This is a genomic window from Asticcacaulis sp. P4_H10, assembly GCF_056400965.1.
In genome coordinates this window covers 7,501-23,066 of the sequence record NZ_JBFUKH010000010.1, presented here as the reverse complement: position 1 = coordinate 23,066, position 15,566 = coordinate 7,501, and the positions used below count along the sequence as shown (strand labels likewise).

Genomic DNA, 15,566 nt, shown 5'->3' with positions numbered 1-15,566 from the left:
TTGTCGTGGCGGCTGTCAAGCTGTTAGGACTGACCGCATGGAATCGCAGGACAATGCTTTGCTGGTCATTGGCGCCCGTTCGCTTATCGGGCGACGGCTGCGTGACTTTGCCGACCGATGGTCTGGGCCCGTGCGCTTCACTTCGCGCAAACAGCTATCTGGTCAATCGTTGATTCTGGATTTTGAGGCGCCCCAAAGCTTCGATCCTGGCATGGATTTTCTGACGGTCATCGTCTGTACGCCGATCTGGCTGCTTCAGGAAAGCCTGTTAAATCATCTGGTTAAGCTGGGTATGAAGCGTCTTGTCGCCTTCTCCTCGACCAGCCTGTTCACCAAGGGCGAGTCGGAAACGCAAGAGGAGCGGGAGGTCGTTGCCAAACTCGCTTCAGGTGAAAAATCAACAATTGATTTTTGCGAGCGGGCTGGTGTTGCCTGGACGATCCTGCGTCCGACGCTGATCTATGACGAAGGGCACGACGAGAACATTACCCGCATGGCGGCGATGATCAGAAAGCTTGGTTTCTTTCCGGTGTGCGCGCCGGCCAATGGTTTGCGCCAGCCGGTCCATGCGCGTGACCTCGCGGCGGCGGCGCTTATTTGTGCGTTGACGGCCAGGACGGAAAACAAGGCCTACAATGTGCCGGGGGGCGAGTATATGACGTATCGCGCCATGGCAGAGGCCATCTTCACAGCGCTGGGCCGCAAGCCCCTGATCGTTGATGTTCCGGAATGGGTGTGGCGCCTCGGCTTTGCTGCACTGAACCTTATCCAGCCGGGCAAGAAGCTTAAGCGCAATATCGGCATGGTCACGCGGATGAACCAGGACCTTTACTTCGACGTTAAACCCGCTGTCGAAGACTTCGGCTATGCGCCTGATGGCTTCACGCCCGATTTTAGCGGAACGGATCCAACTCCGGCACCTTCCAGCGCGCAGTGACCTGCAGCACCTTGCCGGCATAGCGGCGCGTCCAGGCGCTCTTGTTACCCGAATTCTGCAGTGCATCCGCCATGCGGATGATCGATGGCCCAAAGCCGTATCCCGGTGGGCTTTCATCAACGACGATGCAGTCCTTGAACGTGCCATCGGCTTTTATGCGACACTCGGCGGTCGCCATACCGGCCATGGCCGCTTCCTGGGCTCTCATTGGATAGATATCGAGCGACATCTGGCGGACATAGCCCTGCATGTCGAGCGTGGTGAAGCGCGGATCGTGGCTGGCCACGGCGTAGAGAATCAGGCCCGACGGGATCTGGTCCGGCGTGATAATGTTATGCACGATCTTGTTGCGCGACACGTCGGGATGGGTGGTGAACCATTCGGCGGCTTCGACGCTGCCGTGCCGCGCCAGAATTTCATACAGCCGTGCGGCTTCGTCCATGTCGACATCGGTGCCAAGGCCTGCCTCGTACTGCCGGGCCATGGCCAGGATCGACGGTACTGAACCGTAGCGCGCCGCCTGACGGTGCCAGTTGAATGCCTTGGCCTGGTCCTGCGGCACTATGTTGCCGTCGGAATATATCTGGGCCAGGCGCGTCATAGACGCCAGATTGCCCTTGGCGGCGGCACGCTGCAGGAATTGGATGCCAAGACCTGTGTCCTGGGTTGTTCCGCGGCCCTCGATATAGGCGATGCCGAGCGCGTGGTTGGCTTCGATGCTGCCCTGCGCTGACGCCTTTTGGCAGTAGGGGAAGGCCTGGGCCCAGTCCTCGGCGGAGCCGGCCAGTGCAGCCTTGGTCTGGCAGACGTGTTCCTGGACGGCCGGTACACCACGTTCGCTGGCTTTTTGGTAAAAGATCATGGCCAGAGTCGCGTCCTTGGGCACGCCCTTGCCGTCGTCATAGAGGCGGGCCAGGTCATAGGCCGCGCCGCCGCTGCCGCCGTCGACCGCCTTGGTCAGCCAGGTTACGCCCTGCGCCGGATCTATCGCCTGGCCATAGGTGCCATTGAGAAACGCGTGCCCATAGGCGTACTGGCTGGCGACATCGCCCTTTTCCGCCTTGGCCTTGACGGCCGCCAACGCCTGCGGATTGGCCCGCAAGGCTTCCTCGGACGGCGCTGCCATGGCCAGTGACGGCAGGCAGGCGAGGACTGCGGCAATTAGGAGTTTGGACGTGAGTGTCATTCCGGTTCGCAAGGCTTACTTATCCGACCATACCGCCAGTTCGTTGCCGGCGGGATCGCTGAAGTGAAAGCGGCGGCCACCGGGAAAGTCAAATATATTGCGTGTAATCTTTCCGCCGCTGTCAGTGACCGACTGCAGAGACGCTTCGAGATCGGCGCTGTAGAGGACCACAAGCGGCTTGACTTGCTCGGGCGAGGTGAAGAAACCGCCGTCCAGTCCGGCATTGGTCGGACAGGTGTAATCCGGGCCGTAGTCGGTGAATTCCCAACCAAATGCCGCGGCGTAAAACGTCTGTACAACGGGCAGGTTTTCCGCTGAAAATTCAACGTAGTCGATCGTGTGATGCGTCTTGGTCATGTGTCGAGCTTCCAGACGGCGGCAGGTTTGACGGATGCGTCTTCGATGTCGGCCGTGGTGACGATGTCGTAGTCGGCGCAGCGCCTCAGGCCTTCCTTCGGGAAGTAGCTGCGGTGCGGATCGCCGATATAGACAGAGCATTCCGCGCCAAGGCGGCGAAAAAATGTCAGCATGGCGTCGGTCATCGGCTTTTCATAACAGATATCGCCAGCCAGGAAGACATCGGCATCTGGAACGGGGCCCGCCAGCAGGTCGCCGCCATGAAACGCTATGGAAACATCGTTCAGTTCGGCATTGAGCGCGACGGCGGCTTCGCAATAGGGATCGATATCGTTGGCCAGTACCTGCGCGGCGCCGGCTTTTGCTGCGGCGATCGCGACAAGGCCAGAGCCGCAGGCAATATCGATGACACGTTTGCCGGCAACAATGTCCGGATGTTCAAGAATGTAGCGGGCCAATGCCTGGCCGCCGGCCCACGGGAAGGCCCAGAAGGGTGGCGTCAGTTGTTCGCGCACCATATCGTCTTCGGTCATCAGCCATAGCGGCGTGACCTCGCTGGCCTGATAAAGCTTTATGGGCAGGCCAGGAACAGGCTGGATCGTTGTCTGGGCAGTTATAAAGGCCTGACGCGCAATGAGGCTGGCACTCATTCTTCAGGCGCGGCTTCCGAGGCCACAGGTGGCGCTTCCTTGGCGGCTTCGCCGGCAAACTGATCGGCGAATTCCGGGTTCAGCTGGCCGCGCACCACAGTCTGCGGCACGCGGATGACGTAGGGACCTTCAGCGTAGGGCGCGACTTCGTAGGGGGCGTACAGGACATCGATCGCCCCGAACTTGCCGCCGACCGTCGAAGGAATGAGAATCAGCCGGCTGTCAGCTAGTTTGGGGCAGGTGAAACCCGAGGCGGCCTGGGTCGTCGGTTCGCCGATGCGCCTGGAACGCTCGATCTCGATCTGCTGGCAGACATAAGCGTTGGCGGCGGTCAGGTCTGCACCGGTGGTGAACAGGCGCGCCGTGTTGATCAGCTCCTTGCCCGACTTGTCCCAAAGCAACGCTTCGAAGGTGCTATTGGGATGGGCGCCGCCCTGGAAGTCGTCTTCTTCGGCATAGAGCGACAGCAGGCGCGGGTTTTGCGCCGCGATCTTCCAGTTGATCGAATGGAAATAGCTCGGCACCTCGATGCCTTCGGCGGTCTGCTCGGTGCGGGCCGTGTGGGCGGCGGTGACGAATTCCTTCAGCTTGCGCTCGCCGGTCGTATAGAGCTGGGTATGCAGCTCCGGATGCGCGCGGATGGCTTCGGGCAGGGTCAGGCGCACCTCGGCATCGGCGTCAGCCTTGGCGAAGCCCAGCGGCGCCACGGTCAAAGGCTTGTCGCCGCTCTTGGTCTTTTCGGTCTTCGGCTTGGTGTCGCAGCCCGCCATTGCCAGCAAAGCCAGTGCAACAAGCGAAAGGCGTGCAATCGTCAGTCGATTCCCCATGTCACGTCTCCCGGTCGGTCAAGCTTGCGACACTCTATTGCATCGCTGACTCTGTGTTGGTTGTCTATCGCTTGTCAGGCGAAATTTACTACGTATTTTTCACGCAATGGCGTTGGTGAGGTGGACGGCCAGAAGGCTGACCACCCACAGAAGTCCCGTGGTGCGGTTGGCTTTGAACAGCCTGAGCGCCAGGGGCCCGTCGTCGATCCGCATACGCGCGACCTGGCTGAACAGGTGCAGGGCCACAACCATCAGTCCACCGAAAAACAGCGGCGGAAGTTGGGCCAGATGTGCCGCCAGCGCGGTCAGGACGATCGCTGTGCCGTAAAAGATGCTGACACCGTTGGCGGCGTTCTTGCCTAAGCGCCGCGCGCTCGATTTCACGCCGACCATGGCGTCGTCCTCGAGATCCTGAAGCGCATAGATGGTGTCGTAACCGACGGTCCAGGCGATCAGGCCGGCATAAAAGACCAGCGCCGGAACGCTGAGTGCATTGCCGACCGTCGCATAGCCGATCAGGAAGCCCCAGTTGAAGGTCAGGCCCAGCCAGGCCTGCGGCCACCAGGTGATGCGCTTCATGAACGGGTAGGCCGCAACCAGCAGCAGCGACATGACGCCGAGCAGGATGGCCAGCGTGCCCAATTGTATCAATATGCCGAAGCTGACCAGACTGCACAGGATGATGAAGAGCACGGCCTGTTTCGGCGTGATCTGGCCGGCAGGAATAGGGCGGTTGCGCGTACGCTCGACCTGGGCATCGATATCGCGGTCGATCAGGTCGTTGAAGGCACAGCCGGCCGCGCGCATCAGGGCGGCGCCGACGAAGAACAGGATGAGCTTATAGATCGGAAAATGCTTCGCCAGTCCCTGCGGATCGTAGACTGTTTCGCCCGTCAGGGGATCGGCGGTGAAATAGGGGCGGGCGACCGCGAAAGCCAGGCCCATGGCGCACGGCAGGAACAGCAGCCAGATGCCGACGGGGCGATCGAAGCGACCGAGTTTCAGCCACGGCCGGGACTTCGGCGGGGCCAGCCTGTCGACCCAGTTCGTCCGGGCAGCGTCGGGGAGCGGGGCGGTTTTTGACATGGCGTCTTGATGGGCCGGGAGAGGGGGAAAGTCGAGTGTTATTTACCCTAAGAGCGCGGCAAGTTGCCGCCGCTTAGCTCGCACGCTTATGGAAATGGAACTCGGTATCGCGGCTACGCTTGGCTTCGCGGGCGGGAACGACGCGGGCATAGGGACGGCGGCCGAAAAGCGTGTCCTCCATGCCGGTTTCCAGCGCATCGCCCTTCTTGGGCGCCTTGAGCGGCAGGTCTTCCATCGGCGTGATGACGTACATGGCTTCCGGCGCGTAGACCAGGACCAGGCCTTCGTTACGCGGCATGACCTCCGACCAGGCCTTCAGTTGCGAATAATAGGGCTCGCGGCGCCAGGCGTCAGGGCGGTCGTGGTCGACGTCGATGCAGACAGTACCCTTGCCTTCAAGACGCATGACAAAGCCTGCATGATCCGGACGCCAGCGGCCGTCCATGTCGTCGTGCTTGAGCCACAGGCATTTGAATTCCTGGCAGGCCTTGGGGTGCAGGCCCCAGACGCCGCAGCCGCCTTCATCGCGGACATTGTGACACGTCTTGCCCGGCTTCTTTTCGAAATCCTCGATTTCGTAAACCTTGCAGCACAAGGTGCAGTCACCGCACATCTTGAGGCTGGCACGGCGGGCAGGGTTGGTGACGCCAGACGCATTCGTCGTCATCGCGGATCGGAACCTTCTGTTCGTGAGCGAACGCTTCCGGTCCGCAACTCGTGGCGAATCGTGACAAATCAGAGTCAACAATTGGTTACCGCTAGCGGCGGCGTTGACGATTTTTTAGATATATTTTTGCGCGAGCGCTTTCCAAAAAGTGTGAAGCGGTTTTTTGAGAGAAAGCGCGTCAATGATTACGCGTTGAGCGTCTTCCTGCCCGCGATAACTTCGCTGTAGTCGAACAGGATGTCGGGGTCGGGCTTTTTGACCTCGACCGAATATTCCGGGCAGCCGACCTCGCGCAGGACGTGGCGGACAATCGCCTCGCGCGCCTTGGTCTTCGAATCGGTCATGACAATGGTCCACGGTGTGGTTTCGCTGTGAGAGCGCAGGAGCATGTCGTCGCGCGCATTGGAGTAGTCATCCCAGCGTTCCTGGGCGACCGCATCGAGCCCCGAAACCTTGAGACGCTTGCGTGGATCGCTGCGCCGCTCGTCCAATCGCTCCTTCTGTTCGTCGCGCGAGATGTCGAGCCACAGCTTGATCAGGTGGATGCCGCTGCGTTCGATCATGGCTTCGAAGGCGGGGACGTCGCGGATAAAGGTTTCCTGTTCCTCTGGGCTGGAAAAGCCCATGACGCGCTCGACACCGGCGCGGTTGTACCATGACCGGTTGAAGATCACCCATTCGCCGAAAGCCGGCAGGTGTTCGGTATAGCGCTGGAACCACCATTGTCCGTGTTCGCGGTCCGAGGGCTTGGGCAGGGCGACGATGCGGGTCTGGCGGATCGACAGGACTTCGGTCAGGCGCTTGATCGTGCCGTCCTTGCCGGCGGCGTCCCGGCCTTCGAAGAGGATGCAGATCTTCTTGTTGTTTTCGGTCGTCCAGATCTGGGCGTCGACCAGGGCGATCTGAAGCTGTTCGAGGCGCGCCTCGGCTTCGGCCTTCTTGTCAGCCTTGTTGTCGTCCTTGGCCATATCGTGTCTCCGCGCATCTGATTAGGGACGGAGAGTGACGTGCGGGCCAATAAGAAATCAAGCTATCCTTTTGCCTTCGGCGGCGACAAGGCGCAGATGCGCGGCGGCAGCGCCGCGATTCGGCTCATAAAGACGCGATGAGACCAGATTATAGCGGCCGATGGCACCGCGTGGGTTTTTCGGGGGCACACTGGTTGTCTGATAGACACCGACAAAGCGATCAGCCTGGCCTGTGCGGCCACGCAGGGGGCAGAGGCAGATTTCGAAGCTCACTGTGTCAGCCTGGGACAGGTCATCGTCCAGATCAGCATCGAATGAACGCCACGGTGCCGACGCGGTCAACAAAAGCGGCTGTTCGCGGCGGCGGCTCATGACCAGGGCCGCATGCACTGTATCTATAAAGGGGGAGCGGAACAGGGCCGGGAAGGCCGTGTCCTTCAGCTCATAGCCATGAAAGGTATTCACGAACCCGCCGGCCAGGCGAAAGCGATGCACGTGGTCATCGCCGGACAGCATAATCAGTTGTGGAATAAGGCTTTTCAGCGCTGCCGGATCGAACTGCTCGCGCGCGGGCGCCTGTTCGGGCCGCATCTGCAGGCCGCGCCAGTAGCTAAGGAATGTCACTGTACCGGAATGAGCCATGGCGGCCTCCTTCGGGCGTCCCAACGCAAGAAGTTTGCCGTTCATTAAGGATACGCCTGATACGCGAATCCCTTTCCCGTAAAGACACTCATTGCGCGGCACGGTCATTGCTTACACCCTTGGCAAAACCACTTAGGAGCGTCGGAATGCGCGCATTTGTTTCGAATTGGATCGTCGCCGTACTTAGCCTGGGCCTGATGGCCTTCGCCGGTCAAGCGGCAGCAGGCTGCAACAACGGTTGTAAGCCGCCGGCACCGCCGCAGGCGCCGCAAAACCCCAAGCCCCCCTGTAATTCCTGCGGCGGCGGCGGTCATGGTGGCGGCAAGGGCAGTGTCGACGTCAATGTCAATGTTAACGTCAAGGCTGGCGCCTCGGCTTCGGGCAGCGCCTCGGCTGGCGGCACCTACTACGGCGGCGGCTACGGCAACTGGTCGCAGACGCCAGGCTATCCGCAACAGGTTGGCGGCTTTACCGTCATGACGGCTGATGAGCAGTTCGAATCCTATTCGGAAAGCAAGTCGATGACGCGCCGCATGGTCCTGCAAGCGACCTGCATCGACGACCGCGGCCTGCCGCACCCGGCTTCGCAGGTCAATGGCGACCGCGATATCCTGGATGGCTACTCCGGCGAAATCTATCGCTGCATCGCCGGCACCCGTATGCAATGGGTCTATGCCGACTATGATGGCAAGGTAAACTTCGATGGCGGCAAAACCGTCACCTGCCAGAAGGGCGACGCCCTGTGGTTTGAAAAGGGCGACCTGACCTGCCGCAAGCAGATCACAGCCCGCCAGTGCAATGAGCGTTCGCTGCTCCGCCGCTTTGGCGCAGGCATCAAGATCCTGACCCTGACGCGCAGCGAGACCATCAAGAAGGAGCGCCGCGTCGCGGCCCAGTCGAGCCAGATGTCGAGCATGAGCTTCGACGGCGGTGTTGGCGGCTTCGTCCAGTAATATAAAAAGTACCAAGCATTCCAAAACTGAAAACCCCGCCTCATCGAGGCGGGGTTTTTGTTGTCCTAAATCTTGGACGGGCCGTTTACTTCGCAGCCGCCTTGACCTGGATTTTCATAGCTTTGGCCATATCCAGATAGGTCTTGGCCAGCTTCTGGATGTCGGCCGCTGTGATCTTGGTCAGTTGATCGCGGCGGGACTGGATGGCGTCGATGCGGCGTGGATCGCGCGCCGTGCCCGGCAGGACGCGGTTCCAGTAGCCGTTGGTCTTCAGGTCGTTTTCCAGCCGGTCGAGCGACGGCTTGCGCGCGCGCAGCAGTTCGTCGTCGCTGATCGGCTTGGCCTTCAGGTCGGCGACGATCTCGCTCAGGGCATCAATAAAGGCCTGGCTGTCTTCCGGCTTCACCGACGCCTGGGCGGTCAGGTAGCCGTAGCCGGCAAAAGCGTTCGACGCATAGGAACCGGCATTGGGGCTGTAGGTCATGGCCTTGCTCTCGCGGACGACGTCAATCAGTCGCAGTTGCAGGACGTTCGACAGCAGCTCCAGCCCGCGCGCTTGGCCGGTATTGGTAAAGAAGTCTGCGCTGGGCCAGGCGATGAAAGTCATGTTCTGGTCGGCTCGGCCCTGATGCTCGAAGACCTGCGACAGATTGGTCTTGGGGAAGCTGACCTTGCCGGCATCGGCGGCTGGCTTGACGGCGGTGCGCGGTTTCAGGGTGGCGAAGGTCTTGTTGATCTCGGCCACGGCGTCGGCTTCCGGGATATCACCGACAATGGTGATTTCGACCGGCGCCGTCTTCAGTTGCGTGTCGATCAGCGCCTTGACCTGGTCATTGGTGGTGGCGAGGAACTCGCTTTGCGGCGGGATGCCGAAACGCGGGTCGCCCGAATGCAGGACGGCGTTGGCCTTGAGCTGGAAGACGCCTTCGGGCGTAGAGTTCAAAGACGTGTAGTAGTTGGGCACGAAGGATTTCAGGCGCTCCCACGAATCGGCGCGGTAGGCCGAATCGGTGGCGAAGGCCATCAGCAACTGCATCTGGGTGGCGTAGTCGCTCGGATTGGTGCCGCCGGACAGGACGGTGGCGTCTTCACCGATGTCGAAGCCCATGCCGACGATCTTGCCGGCCAGGGTGTCCTTCAGTTCGGCGGAGGTCAGCTTGCCGAGGCCGCCTTCCTGGACGCCGTGCGCCGAGGCTTCGAAGACGGGCGGGTTCTTGGACGGCGACAGGGCCGCCAGGCCACCGGCGAAGCGCACGGTGACGCCGATTTCGTCGTCCTTGAAGTCGGTCGTCTTGATCGTCGCCTTGACGCCATTGGGCCAGGTCAGTTGTACGGCACCCAGCGCCTTGATCTCTTCGCGCTTTGCGGGCTGAACGGCCGCGCCGAAATTATCATAGGGCCACGGCTTGGCGGCGCTGACTTCGGCCTTTGCCAGTTGCGCGCCCTGGATGGCGGCATAGGTCGCCGTAAGTGCAGCGGCATCGAGATCGCCGGTCGATTCGCCGCTATGCCACAACAGCGGGCCGTCGCTGGCGAACAGGGCCGGCACGCCTTCATTGATCGCGCCCAGCGTCAGGCGCGGCTTCAGTTCCTGAAAAAAGGCGAAGTCCTGGCTGGGCGAGGTGAAGACCTCGTGTTCGCCGACCGCTTCGACGATGCCTTCGGCCAGGCCGCGGTTGTTGCGCGTCTTCTCCCCTTGCATGGCCTGTTTGAACATGGCTTCGTAATCGGCCAGCAGGCGATCGAGTTCCGACTGGTCGGCGCCATAAAGCGCGAACTGACGCACAGTCGTGTAGGCCTGGGTGAGGGCAGGCTTGGCCTGTCCGGGCTTGGGTGTAATGTTCAGCTGGACGCTTTCGGCAGTGTGTTCGGCACCGGCCTGATAAACGCCGGCAGCGGCAAAGGCCGTCTCCGGCAGCTTGGCCTGGCGTTCCAGCCGGTCATTGAGCAGGGCCAGACGCATGGAATCGATAAAGTCGTCCGTGCTCCTGGCCTTGGACTGATAGGCTTCGTCGGCCGGCTTGGACCAGGTGAGCGAAATACCATCCGGCAGCCCCGTTTCGGTATAGACGCCACTGGCCTGGGGCTTGGCCTTGTAGTCGCCGAATGCTGTCTGGCGCAGGGGCTTGTCGCCGCGCGCGGTCCAGTCCGAGAACTTGGCCTTGATCTTCGCTTCGACCGCGTCGACGTTTATATCGCCGACAACGACCAGGGTTGCCAGCTCGGGGCGATAGAAGGCGTTATAGTAGTCTTCGAAGTCGGCGCGCTTGGCGTTCTTGATGATGTCGGTGCTGCCGATCGGCAGGCGCGCCGGGTATTTCTGGCCGGCATAGGCGGTTTCGGACCATTTGACATAGTCGCGCAAGGATGGCGTGGCGCGGGCGCGCTCTTCACCCAGAATCACGCCGCGTTCGCGGTCGATGGCGCCCTGGTCGAGCAGCAGGTTGCCGGCGGTTTCGCGCATCAGCATCAGGCCGGTATCGAGGATCTCGTCGTGGGTCTTGGGCAGGTCCAGCTCATAGACGGTCTCGCCGAAGCCGGTATGGGCATTGGTGTCCGGGCCAAACTGCAAGCCATGACGCTCGAGAATCTTGATCATCTCGCCTTCGGGGACGTTCTTCGAGCCATTGAACGCCATGTGCTCGAGGAAGTGGGCAAGACCGAGCTGCTTGTCGCTTTCCATCAGCGAACCGGCTTCGAAGCGCAGGCGGATCGCGGCCGTCCCCGGCGGTGTGGCGTTGCGCATGATGGCGTAGGTCATGCCGTTGGGCAGACGGCCGAAGCGCACCGCAGGATCGGGCTTCAGGTCGGAAAAATCCTGGGCAAACGACACCGGCTTGGTGGGATCGGGCGCGACCGCCTTGGCGGCGGATGCCTCGGCCAGAGCCCGGACCGGCGTAAGCGCCGTCGTGGTCAAGGCAAGAACGGCAAAGGCGGAAATCAGGACAGACTTTACCGGTGTGTCTTTGGACATCAAGGTCGCGCTCCAGGCTGCTTCGTCGCGGTGTTTTCGTACACCGCGCGGTTTGGCGGACCCTTGCAGGAAATTCCGGCCGAATAAAGTTAAAATTGCAGCCGCACGGCCGGCTTGCACGCCGTCTTCCCGTCGTCTAAGCCTTGGCAAAAGAGGTGGAGGAAGATGATGAAGCTGTCGCGCCTGTGTGCTTTTTCCCTGGCTTTGGTTCTGGCTGCCACAGTGCACACCCAGGCGCTGGCCGACACAAAGCCTCAGAACTGGACTCCAGCCTGGTACGCCGCGCCTGAGCCGTCGGGAACCGAAGCCACCGTTAGCAATCTCACCCTGCGCCAGATCGTCCGCATCTCCGAAGGCGGTGAAACCCTGCGTCTGCGGCTTAGCAACGCCTATGGCAAGACGCCGCTTGTGCTCGACGACGTTCGTGTGGCGCGCCGTCTCGCGGGCAGCCGAATCGATACTGCAACGGACAGGGCCGTGACCTTTAACGGCCGCGCCGGGGTCGTCATCCCGCCCGGCGCCTATATGATGAGCGATCCGGTTGCGTTGAAAACCGACGCGGGTTCAGACCTGTCTGTCAGCGTCTTCATCGCCGGGACGGCGCCATTGACCACGGTCCACGATATCCAGCGCGGCGTGCTCTACACGGCGTCCGGATCGTTGGCGTCGGCAGACCAACTGCCGGAAGCCAGGACCGATATCGGTATTGGCAATGCCTTCCCCTGGCTGGCTCAGGTCGAGGTCGTGGCGCCGAAAAACCGCGGCGTCATTGTTGCCTTCGGTGATTCGATCACCGATGGCTTTGGCATTCCGGCTGACAGCGGCGGTACCTGGCCCGACGTCCTGTCGGCGCGCTTGCGCGCGGCGAAGATTCCCCTCAACGTCGTCAATGCCGGTATCAGCGGCAACCGCATCCTGCACCACGGGTCGTGGGTGCGGTTCGGCGAAGGCGGGCTGTCGCGCTTCGACCGCGATGTCCTGATGCAGCCTAACGTGGCGGCGGTGGTCATCCTGATCGGTATTAATGACCTGGGGCATGCAGGCGGGCCGGAAACGACGGAATATGTTTCAGCCCGACAGATGACCGATGCCATGACCCAGATGGCGGCGCGGGCGCACGATCGCGGCCTGCGCGTCTACGCAGCGACGTTGACGCCGTTCAAGGGGACGGTCTTCAAGGACTATTATGCCGACGAAAAGGAAGAGCGGCGTCTGGCGATCAATGCCTGGATTCGGCAATCGGCGGTGTTCGATGGCGTCTTTGACTTCGACAAGGCTCTGGAAGACCCGGTGCGTCCCGGCTGGATGCTGCCGGCCTATGATCTTGGCGACCACCTGCACCCCAATGCGGCCGGAGCCGCTGCCATGGCCGCGTCGATTCCGCTCGACGTGCTGAAGCGCGCCAAGCGCCGGTAACCTCGCAAAGAAAAGGCCTCACGCGGTAATCCGCATGAGGCCTAATTCATAGCTGGTCGAAGCTATTACTTGCTGCCGGACACGTAGTAGGTCGCGCTGTTGCCGACGGCGCGGGCCGATGACACGATCGAACGGCCTTGACCGGTCACTGTCGCCTTGCTCACGGCATTGACGTCGCTGTTATTGATCTGGGTCGAGTTGACGCCCATGTCCGCACGGCAGTCGGCACAGGCGAAAGCCAGGGCCTGGTTGCCGTAGGCTTCGGCGGAAATATAGGCATCGTAGCCCGTATTGCCTTCGAACTCCGCCAGCACATCGACGCCGCCGTCCGAAATCTGGGTATTATCCAGACGGACATAGATGTCGTTATTGCCGGCCGAGAGCTGGTTGCCGATGCCGGTAGCCGTGGCGTGGGCCTCGCCGTACTCATAAGCACTGGTGACCGCCTGCGAAAGGACTGCGCCGACCTGATGCTGGTCATTGGTCACGACCAGTGAGCCGCCCTGATTCTGCAGGTTGACGTTGTTGGCGACCGAGGTCGATTCGGTGGCGACATTCCACATATTGCCGCCGTAAAGCTCGGCGCGCGAATTCGTCTGGCCCGACTGAGTCTGGTGAACCTCGTGCTCCTGCGAGCCGCGGTCGTCTGAATAAGATCCGTAGTAGTTCTGGCCTGCCTTCGCCGCGTAGAGGTTGGGCGAGGGCGAATAGTGAACTTCACCCGACGTATTCACCTTTACGTCGCTGGTGGAGGACTGCCAAGACGCGGCGTCAAGGCGGCCGTTGCGCACTTCGTAAGCCGTGTGGTTCGCCTCCGCGGAAGCCTGGGCCTCGCCGCTGACGTAGATCGAGTTGTTGTGCGCGATGACGTGCGTTGCGGCTGTGATCTCAGGCGCTGTCGAAGTCTGGGTGGACGTCGATTGCGCGCGGGCATTTTCGGTGGTGAAACCGTTATAATTGCCCGTGGCCTGCGACGATGCATAGACCGGCGTGCCTAATGACTGGCGGCCATCATCGTTCGTGCCCTGGCCGAGGATGTCGGCCGAGGCGCGAATCGAGCCGCGCACCGTCTGGGTCGAATTCAGTGTGGCATCGACATCCTGGTTGCCGCCTTGCATTTCATTGCCGGTGGCATAGGACTTCGCCTGCGACAGGCCGTCATTTTGCACGACATTCAGGGTGTTGGCCGACGTGATGACGCGGTTTTCATCCTGGATATTGTCGATGACTTCCTGCGCCAAGGCGGGAACGGCCAGCAGAAGACTAGTGCTTACCGCTATGCTTGTGACCAGGCTTGTCCGCAATGTTCTGCCAACGGTTCGGATCGGCGCGCGTACCAGCATTGTTGGTCTCCAGATTGTCATAAGCAGGGGTCAGGCCGCCGGTCGCGCCGAGCGAGTCGCTGTAGAGGAAGTCGTTTTGCGGATCGAGGCATACCTGCGGGCCGGCGGCGCCGTACAGGTTGGCCATGAATTCCAGCGTCGAGCGCTCGATCATGGCGCGGACCGCCAGTTGCATCGGCTCAAGCGCGCCTGCGCCGCCCGACAGGTCGAAGATATTGCCGTTCCAGATGTCGAAGACGCCGGCCTTCACTTCGCGGCCGACAACCTGCTTCTGGTACGAGATGACGTCGACCACTTCCAGCGTGCGGGTATCGACCAGACGCAGGTCCAGGGCGACATTCATCACATAGGTGCGGTTGTAGGCCATGCCCTTGATGCCGGTCGAGGCGGTCTCGCCTGCCAGGGCATCGAAGCCGCCCGAACGGATATTGTAGTTCAGCTCGGTGATGCCGCCGACGATGAAGAAGTCGGAACCGGCAACCTGGCCGGCCATGATCTTGCGGTAATCGGCCGGCTTGGTCGGGTTGGCGACCTGATCGTCGGTGATCAGCTTGTTGTTGGAATACTTCAGTTCCAGCTCACCAACCGAGGTGTCGAAACGCTCAACCTGGCGGGCGCCGGCCTTGGCGAGGGCTGTCATCGCCATCAGCGAGGCGCCTTGCGTGATTTCGCGGCCGCCTTCCAGCGAGACCTTACCCGTGTAGTCCGAGATCCGGCCGACGGCCAGGCGCGGCGAGGCCAGACGGCGGGCGCGGGCATACTCGCCCAGGCAGACCAGGGCATCGGAATAGGCGGTGGCGTTGCTGGTGACCGGCGCGCGGCCGATCGGCGTTTTGTAATTGCCAGCCGAGTTGACGCCAGGCGCCGAGACGCAGCCCGAAAGCGTGACGGCGATCATGGCCGTTCCGGCCAGCAGGGTCGCGATGCGTTTGAAGCCACCCGTATGCGTTTTGCTGTTAGAAGCCATTGAGCTGTCCGTTCAGAGAAGTTGTGTCATTGGTTGTGCCGTTGGCGCCGGTTTTGGTGGTGCCATTATTGTTGGCAGTAACATTGCCATTATTGGTCTGGGTCGAATTGACGATGACGGTGTTGTAGTTGCCGTTGACCGTGACATTCAGATAGTTGCCGATGGCCGTGGCCCCGCCATTGCCTGCGCCCGAATAGGAATCACCGGCGCCAAGCGTCTTTGAGTAGGAATAGACGCTCTCTTCCGTCACGATCGTGCCGTCCATCAGAACGCGGTTGCCATTGGCATCGCGAGTGGACGGGTTTACGCCGTGCTGCATCTGGTTGCGGCTCATGCCGTAGCCGGTTTCATAGGCCGATACTCCGCGCGAGGAGGTCGCCTGGGCAGAGGCAATGCCAGGAATGGCAATGGCTACCGCAGAGATGAAGGCCAGACGGCCGAAGGTGTGCAGGTTTGGCATTGTAACGCTCCAGGCCTGGGACATTCACGTCTCAGGCGAATGTCCCATCAGCAATTCGGATGCCACTGTCGCCGTAAACCCTAAAAATTACGTGTACTGCGGCGTATTTCTTTGTGTTTTTAGGGATTCTGGC

15 protein-coding genes are annotated in these 15,566 nt (G+C 61.3%); 3 read left to right on the top strand and 12 right to left on the bottom strand.

Annotated elements, in window-relative coordinates; all coding sequences use genetic code 11:
* Nucleotides 1–37: 37 nt before the first annotated feature.
* Nucleotides 38–937, top strand: a complete 900-nt coding sequence (locus AC1DON_RS18060; RefSeq protein ID WP_476936209.1) for an NAD-dependent epimerase/dehydratase family protein — start codon at nucleotides 38–40, stop codon at nucleotides 935–937.
* Here the strand turns inward: AC1DON_RS18060 and AC1DON_RS18055 are convergent.
* The 8 genes from AC1DON_RS18055 to AC1DON_RS18020 form a co-directional block, all read right to left on the bottom strand.
* The gene (locus AC1DON_RS18055; protein WP_476936208.1) at nucleotides 894–2,123 is read right to left on the bottom strand and encodes a tetratricopeptide repeat protein; all 1,230 of its coding nucleotides are present in this window, start codon (nucleotides 2,121–2,123) and stop codon (nucleotides 894–896) included. The two genes, AC1DON_RS18060 and AC1DON_RS18055, sit on opposite strands and share 44 nt — an antisense overlap.
* Before the next feature lie 15 nt (nucleotides 2,124–2,138).
* On the bottom strand, nucleotides 2,139–2,480 hold the full coding sequence (locus AC1DON_RS18050) for a VOC family protein (protein ID WP_476936207.1): 342 nt from the start codon (nucleotides 2,478–2,480) through the stop codon (nucleotides 2,139–2,141).
* Nucleotides 2,477–3,130 (bottom strand): class I SAM-dependent methyltransferase, encoded by a 654-nt coding sequence (locus tag AC1DON_RS18045; RefSeq protein ID WP_476936206.1) that lies wholly within the window; start codon nucleotides 3,128–3,130, stop codon nucleotides 2,477–2,479. The genes AC1DON_RS18050 and AC1DON_RS18045 overlap by 4 nt, the downstream gene beginning before the upstream one ends.
* A complete protein-coding gene (locus tag AC1DON_RS18040) occupies nucleotides 3,127–3,957 on the bottom strand; it encodes a DUF3298 and DUF4163 domain-containing protein (RefSeq protein ID WP_476936205.1) in 831 nt (276 codons plus the stop codon). Before AC1DON_RS18040 ends, AC1DON_RS18045 begins: the two co-directional genes overlap by 4 nt.
* Nucleotides 3,958–4,056: 99 nt before the next feature.
* Entirely contained in the window at nucleotides 4,057–5,043 is a 987-nt protein-coding gene (gene ubiA, locus AC1DON_RS18035) for a 4-hydroxybenzoate octaprenyltransferase (RefSeq protein ID WP_476936204.1), read from the bottom strand.
* A gap of 73 nt (nucleotides 5,044–5,116) precedes the next feature.
* A complete protein-coding gene (locus AC1DON_RS18030; RefSeq protein WP_476936203.1) occupies nucleotides 5,117–5,710 on the bottom strand; it encodes a hypothetical protein in 594 nt (197 codons plus the stop codon).
* A gap of 185 nt (nucleotides 5,711–5,895) precedes the next feature.
* The gene (gene ppk2, locus AC1DON_RS18025; protein ID WP_476936202.1) at nucleotides 5,896–6,678 is read right to left on the bottom strand and encodes a polyphosphate kinase 2; all 783 of its coding nucleotides are present in this window, start codon (nucleotides 6,676–6,678) and stop codon (nucleotides 5,896–5,898) included.
* Nucleotides 6,679–6,735: 57 nt separating this feature from the next.
* The gene (locus tag AC1DON_RS18020; protein ID WP_476936201.1) at nucleotides 6,736–7,320 is read right to left on the bottom strand and encodes a PAS domain-containing protein; all 585 of its coding nucleotides are present in this window, start codon (nucleotides 7,318–7,320) and stop codon (nucleotides 6,736–6,738) included.
* A gap of 146 nt (nucleotides 7,321–7,466) precedes the next feature.
* Here AC1DON_RS18020 and AC1DON_RS18015 point away from each other — a divergent pair, with 146 nt between their 5' ends.
* On the top strand, nucleotides 7,467–8,273 hold the full coding sequence (locus tag AC1DON_RS18015) for a hypothetical protein (protein WP_476936200.1): 807 nt from the start codon (nucleotides 7,467–7,469) through the stop codon (nucleotides 8,271–8,273).
* 85 nt (nucleotides 8,274–8,358) lie between these two features.
* Here the strand turns inward: AC1DON_RS18015 and AC1DON_RS18010 are convergent, their stop codons facing one another.
* The gene (locus AC1DON_RS18010; protein WP_476936199.1) at nucleotides 8,359–11,247 is read right to left on the bottom strand and encodes a M16 family metallopeptidase; all 2,889 of its coding nucleotides are present in this window, start codon (nucleotides 11,245–11,247) and stop codon (nucleotides 8,359–8,361) included.
* Between the two features lie 165 nt (nucleotides 11,248–11,412).
* On the opposite strand from AC1DON_RS18010, the gene AC1DON_RS18005 reads away from it, so the two are divergent.
* Nucleotides 11,413–12,663: an SGNH/GDSL hydrolase family protein gene (locus tag AC1DON_RS18005; protein WP_476936198.1), complete on the top strand. Its 1,251-nt coding sequence runs from the start codon at nucleotides 11,413–11,415 to the stop codon at nucleotides 12,661–12,663.
* A 65-nt stretch (nucleotides 12,664–12,728) separates the two neighbouring features.
* Here the strand turns inward: AC1DON_RS18005 and hfaD are convergent, their stop codons facing one another.
* From hfaD to hfaA, 3 genes are read right to left on the bottom strand one after another with little or no spacing between them, the layout of a single operon-like run.
* Nucleotides 12,729–13,904, bottom strand: a complete 1,176-nt coding sequence (gene hfaD, locus AC1DON_RS18000) for a holdfast anchor protein HfaD (protein WP_476936197.1) — start codon at nucleotides 13,902–13,904, stop codon at nucleotides 12,729–12,731.
* Between the two features lie 22 nt (nucleotides 13,905–13,926).
* Nucleotides 13,927–14,973: a holdfast anchoring protein HfaB gene (hfaB, locus tag AC1DON_RS17995; RefSeq protein WP_476936196.1), complete on the bottom strand. Its 1,047-nt coding sequence runs from the start codon at nucleotides 14,971–14,973 to the stop codon at nucleotides 13,927–13,929.
* Nucleotides 14,963–15,433: a holdfast anchoring protein HfaA gene (gene hfaA, locus AC1DON_RS17990; RefSeq protein ID WP_476936195.1), complete on the bottom strand. Its 471-nt coding sequence runs from the start codon at nucleotides 15,431–15,433 to the stop codon at nucleotides 14,963–14,965. Before hfaA ends, hfaB begins: the two co-directional genes overlap by 11 nt.
* Nucleotides 15,434–15,566 lie beyond the last annotated feature (133 nt).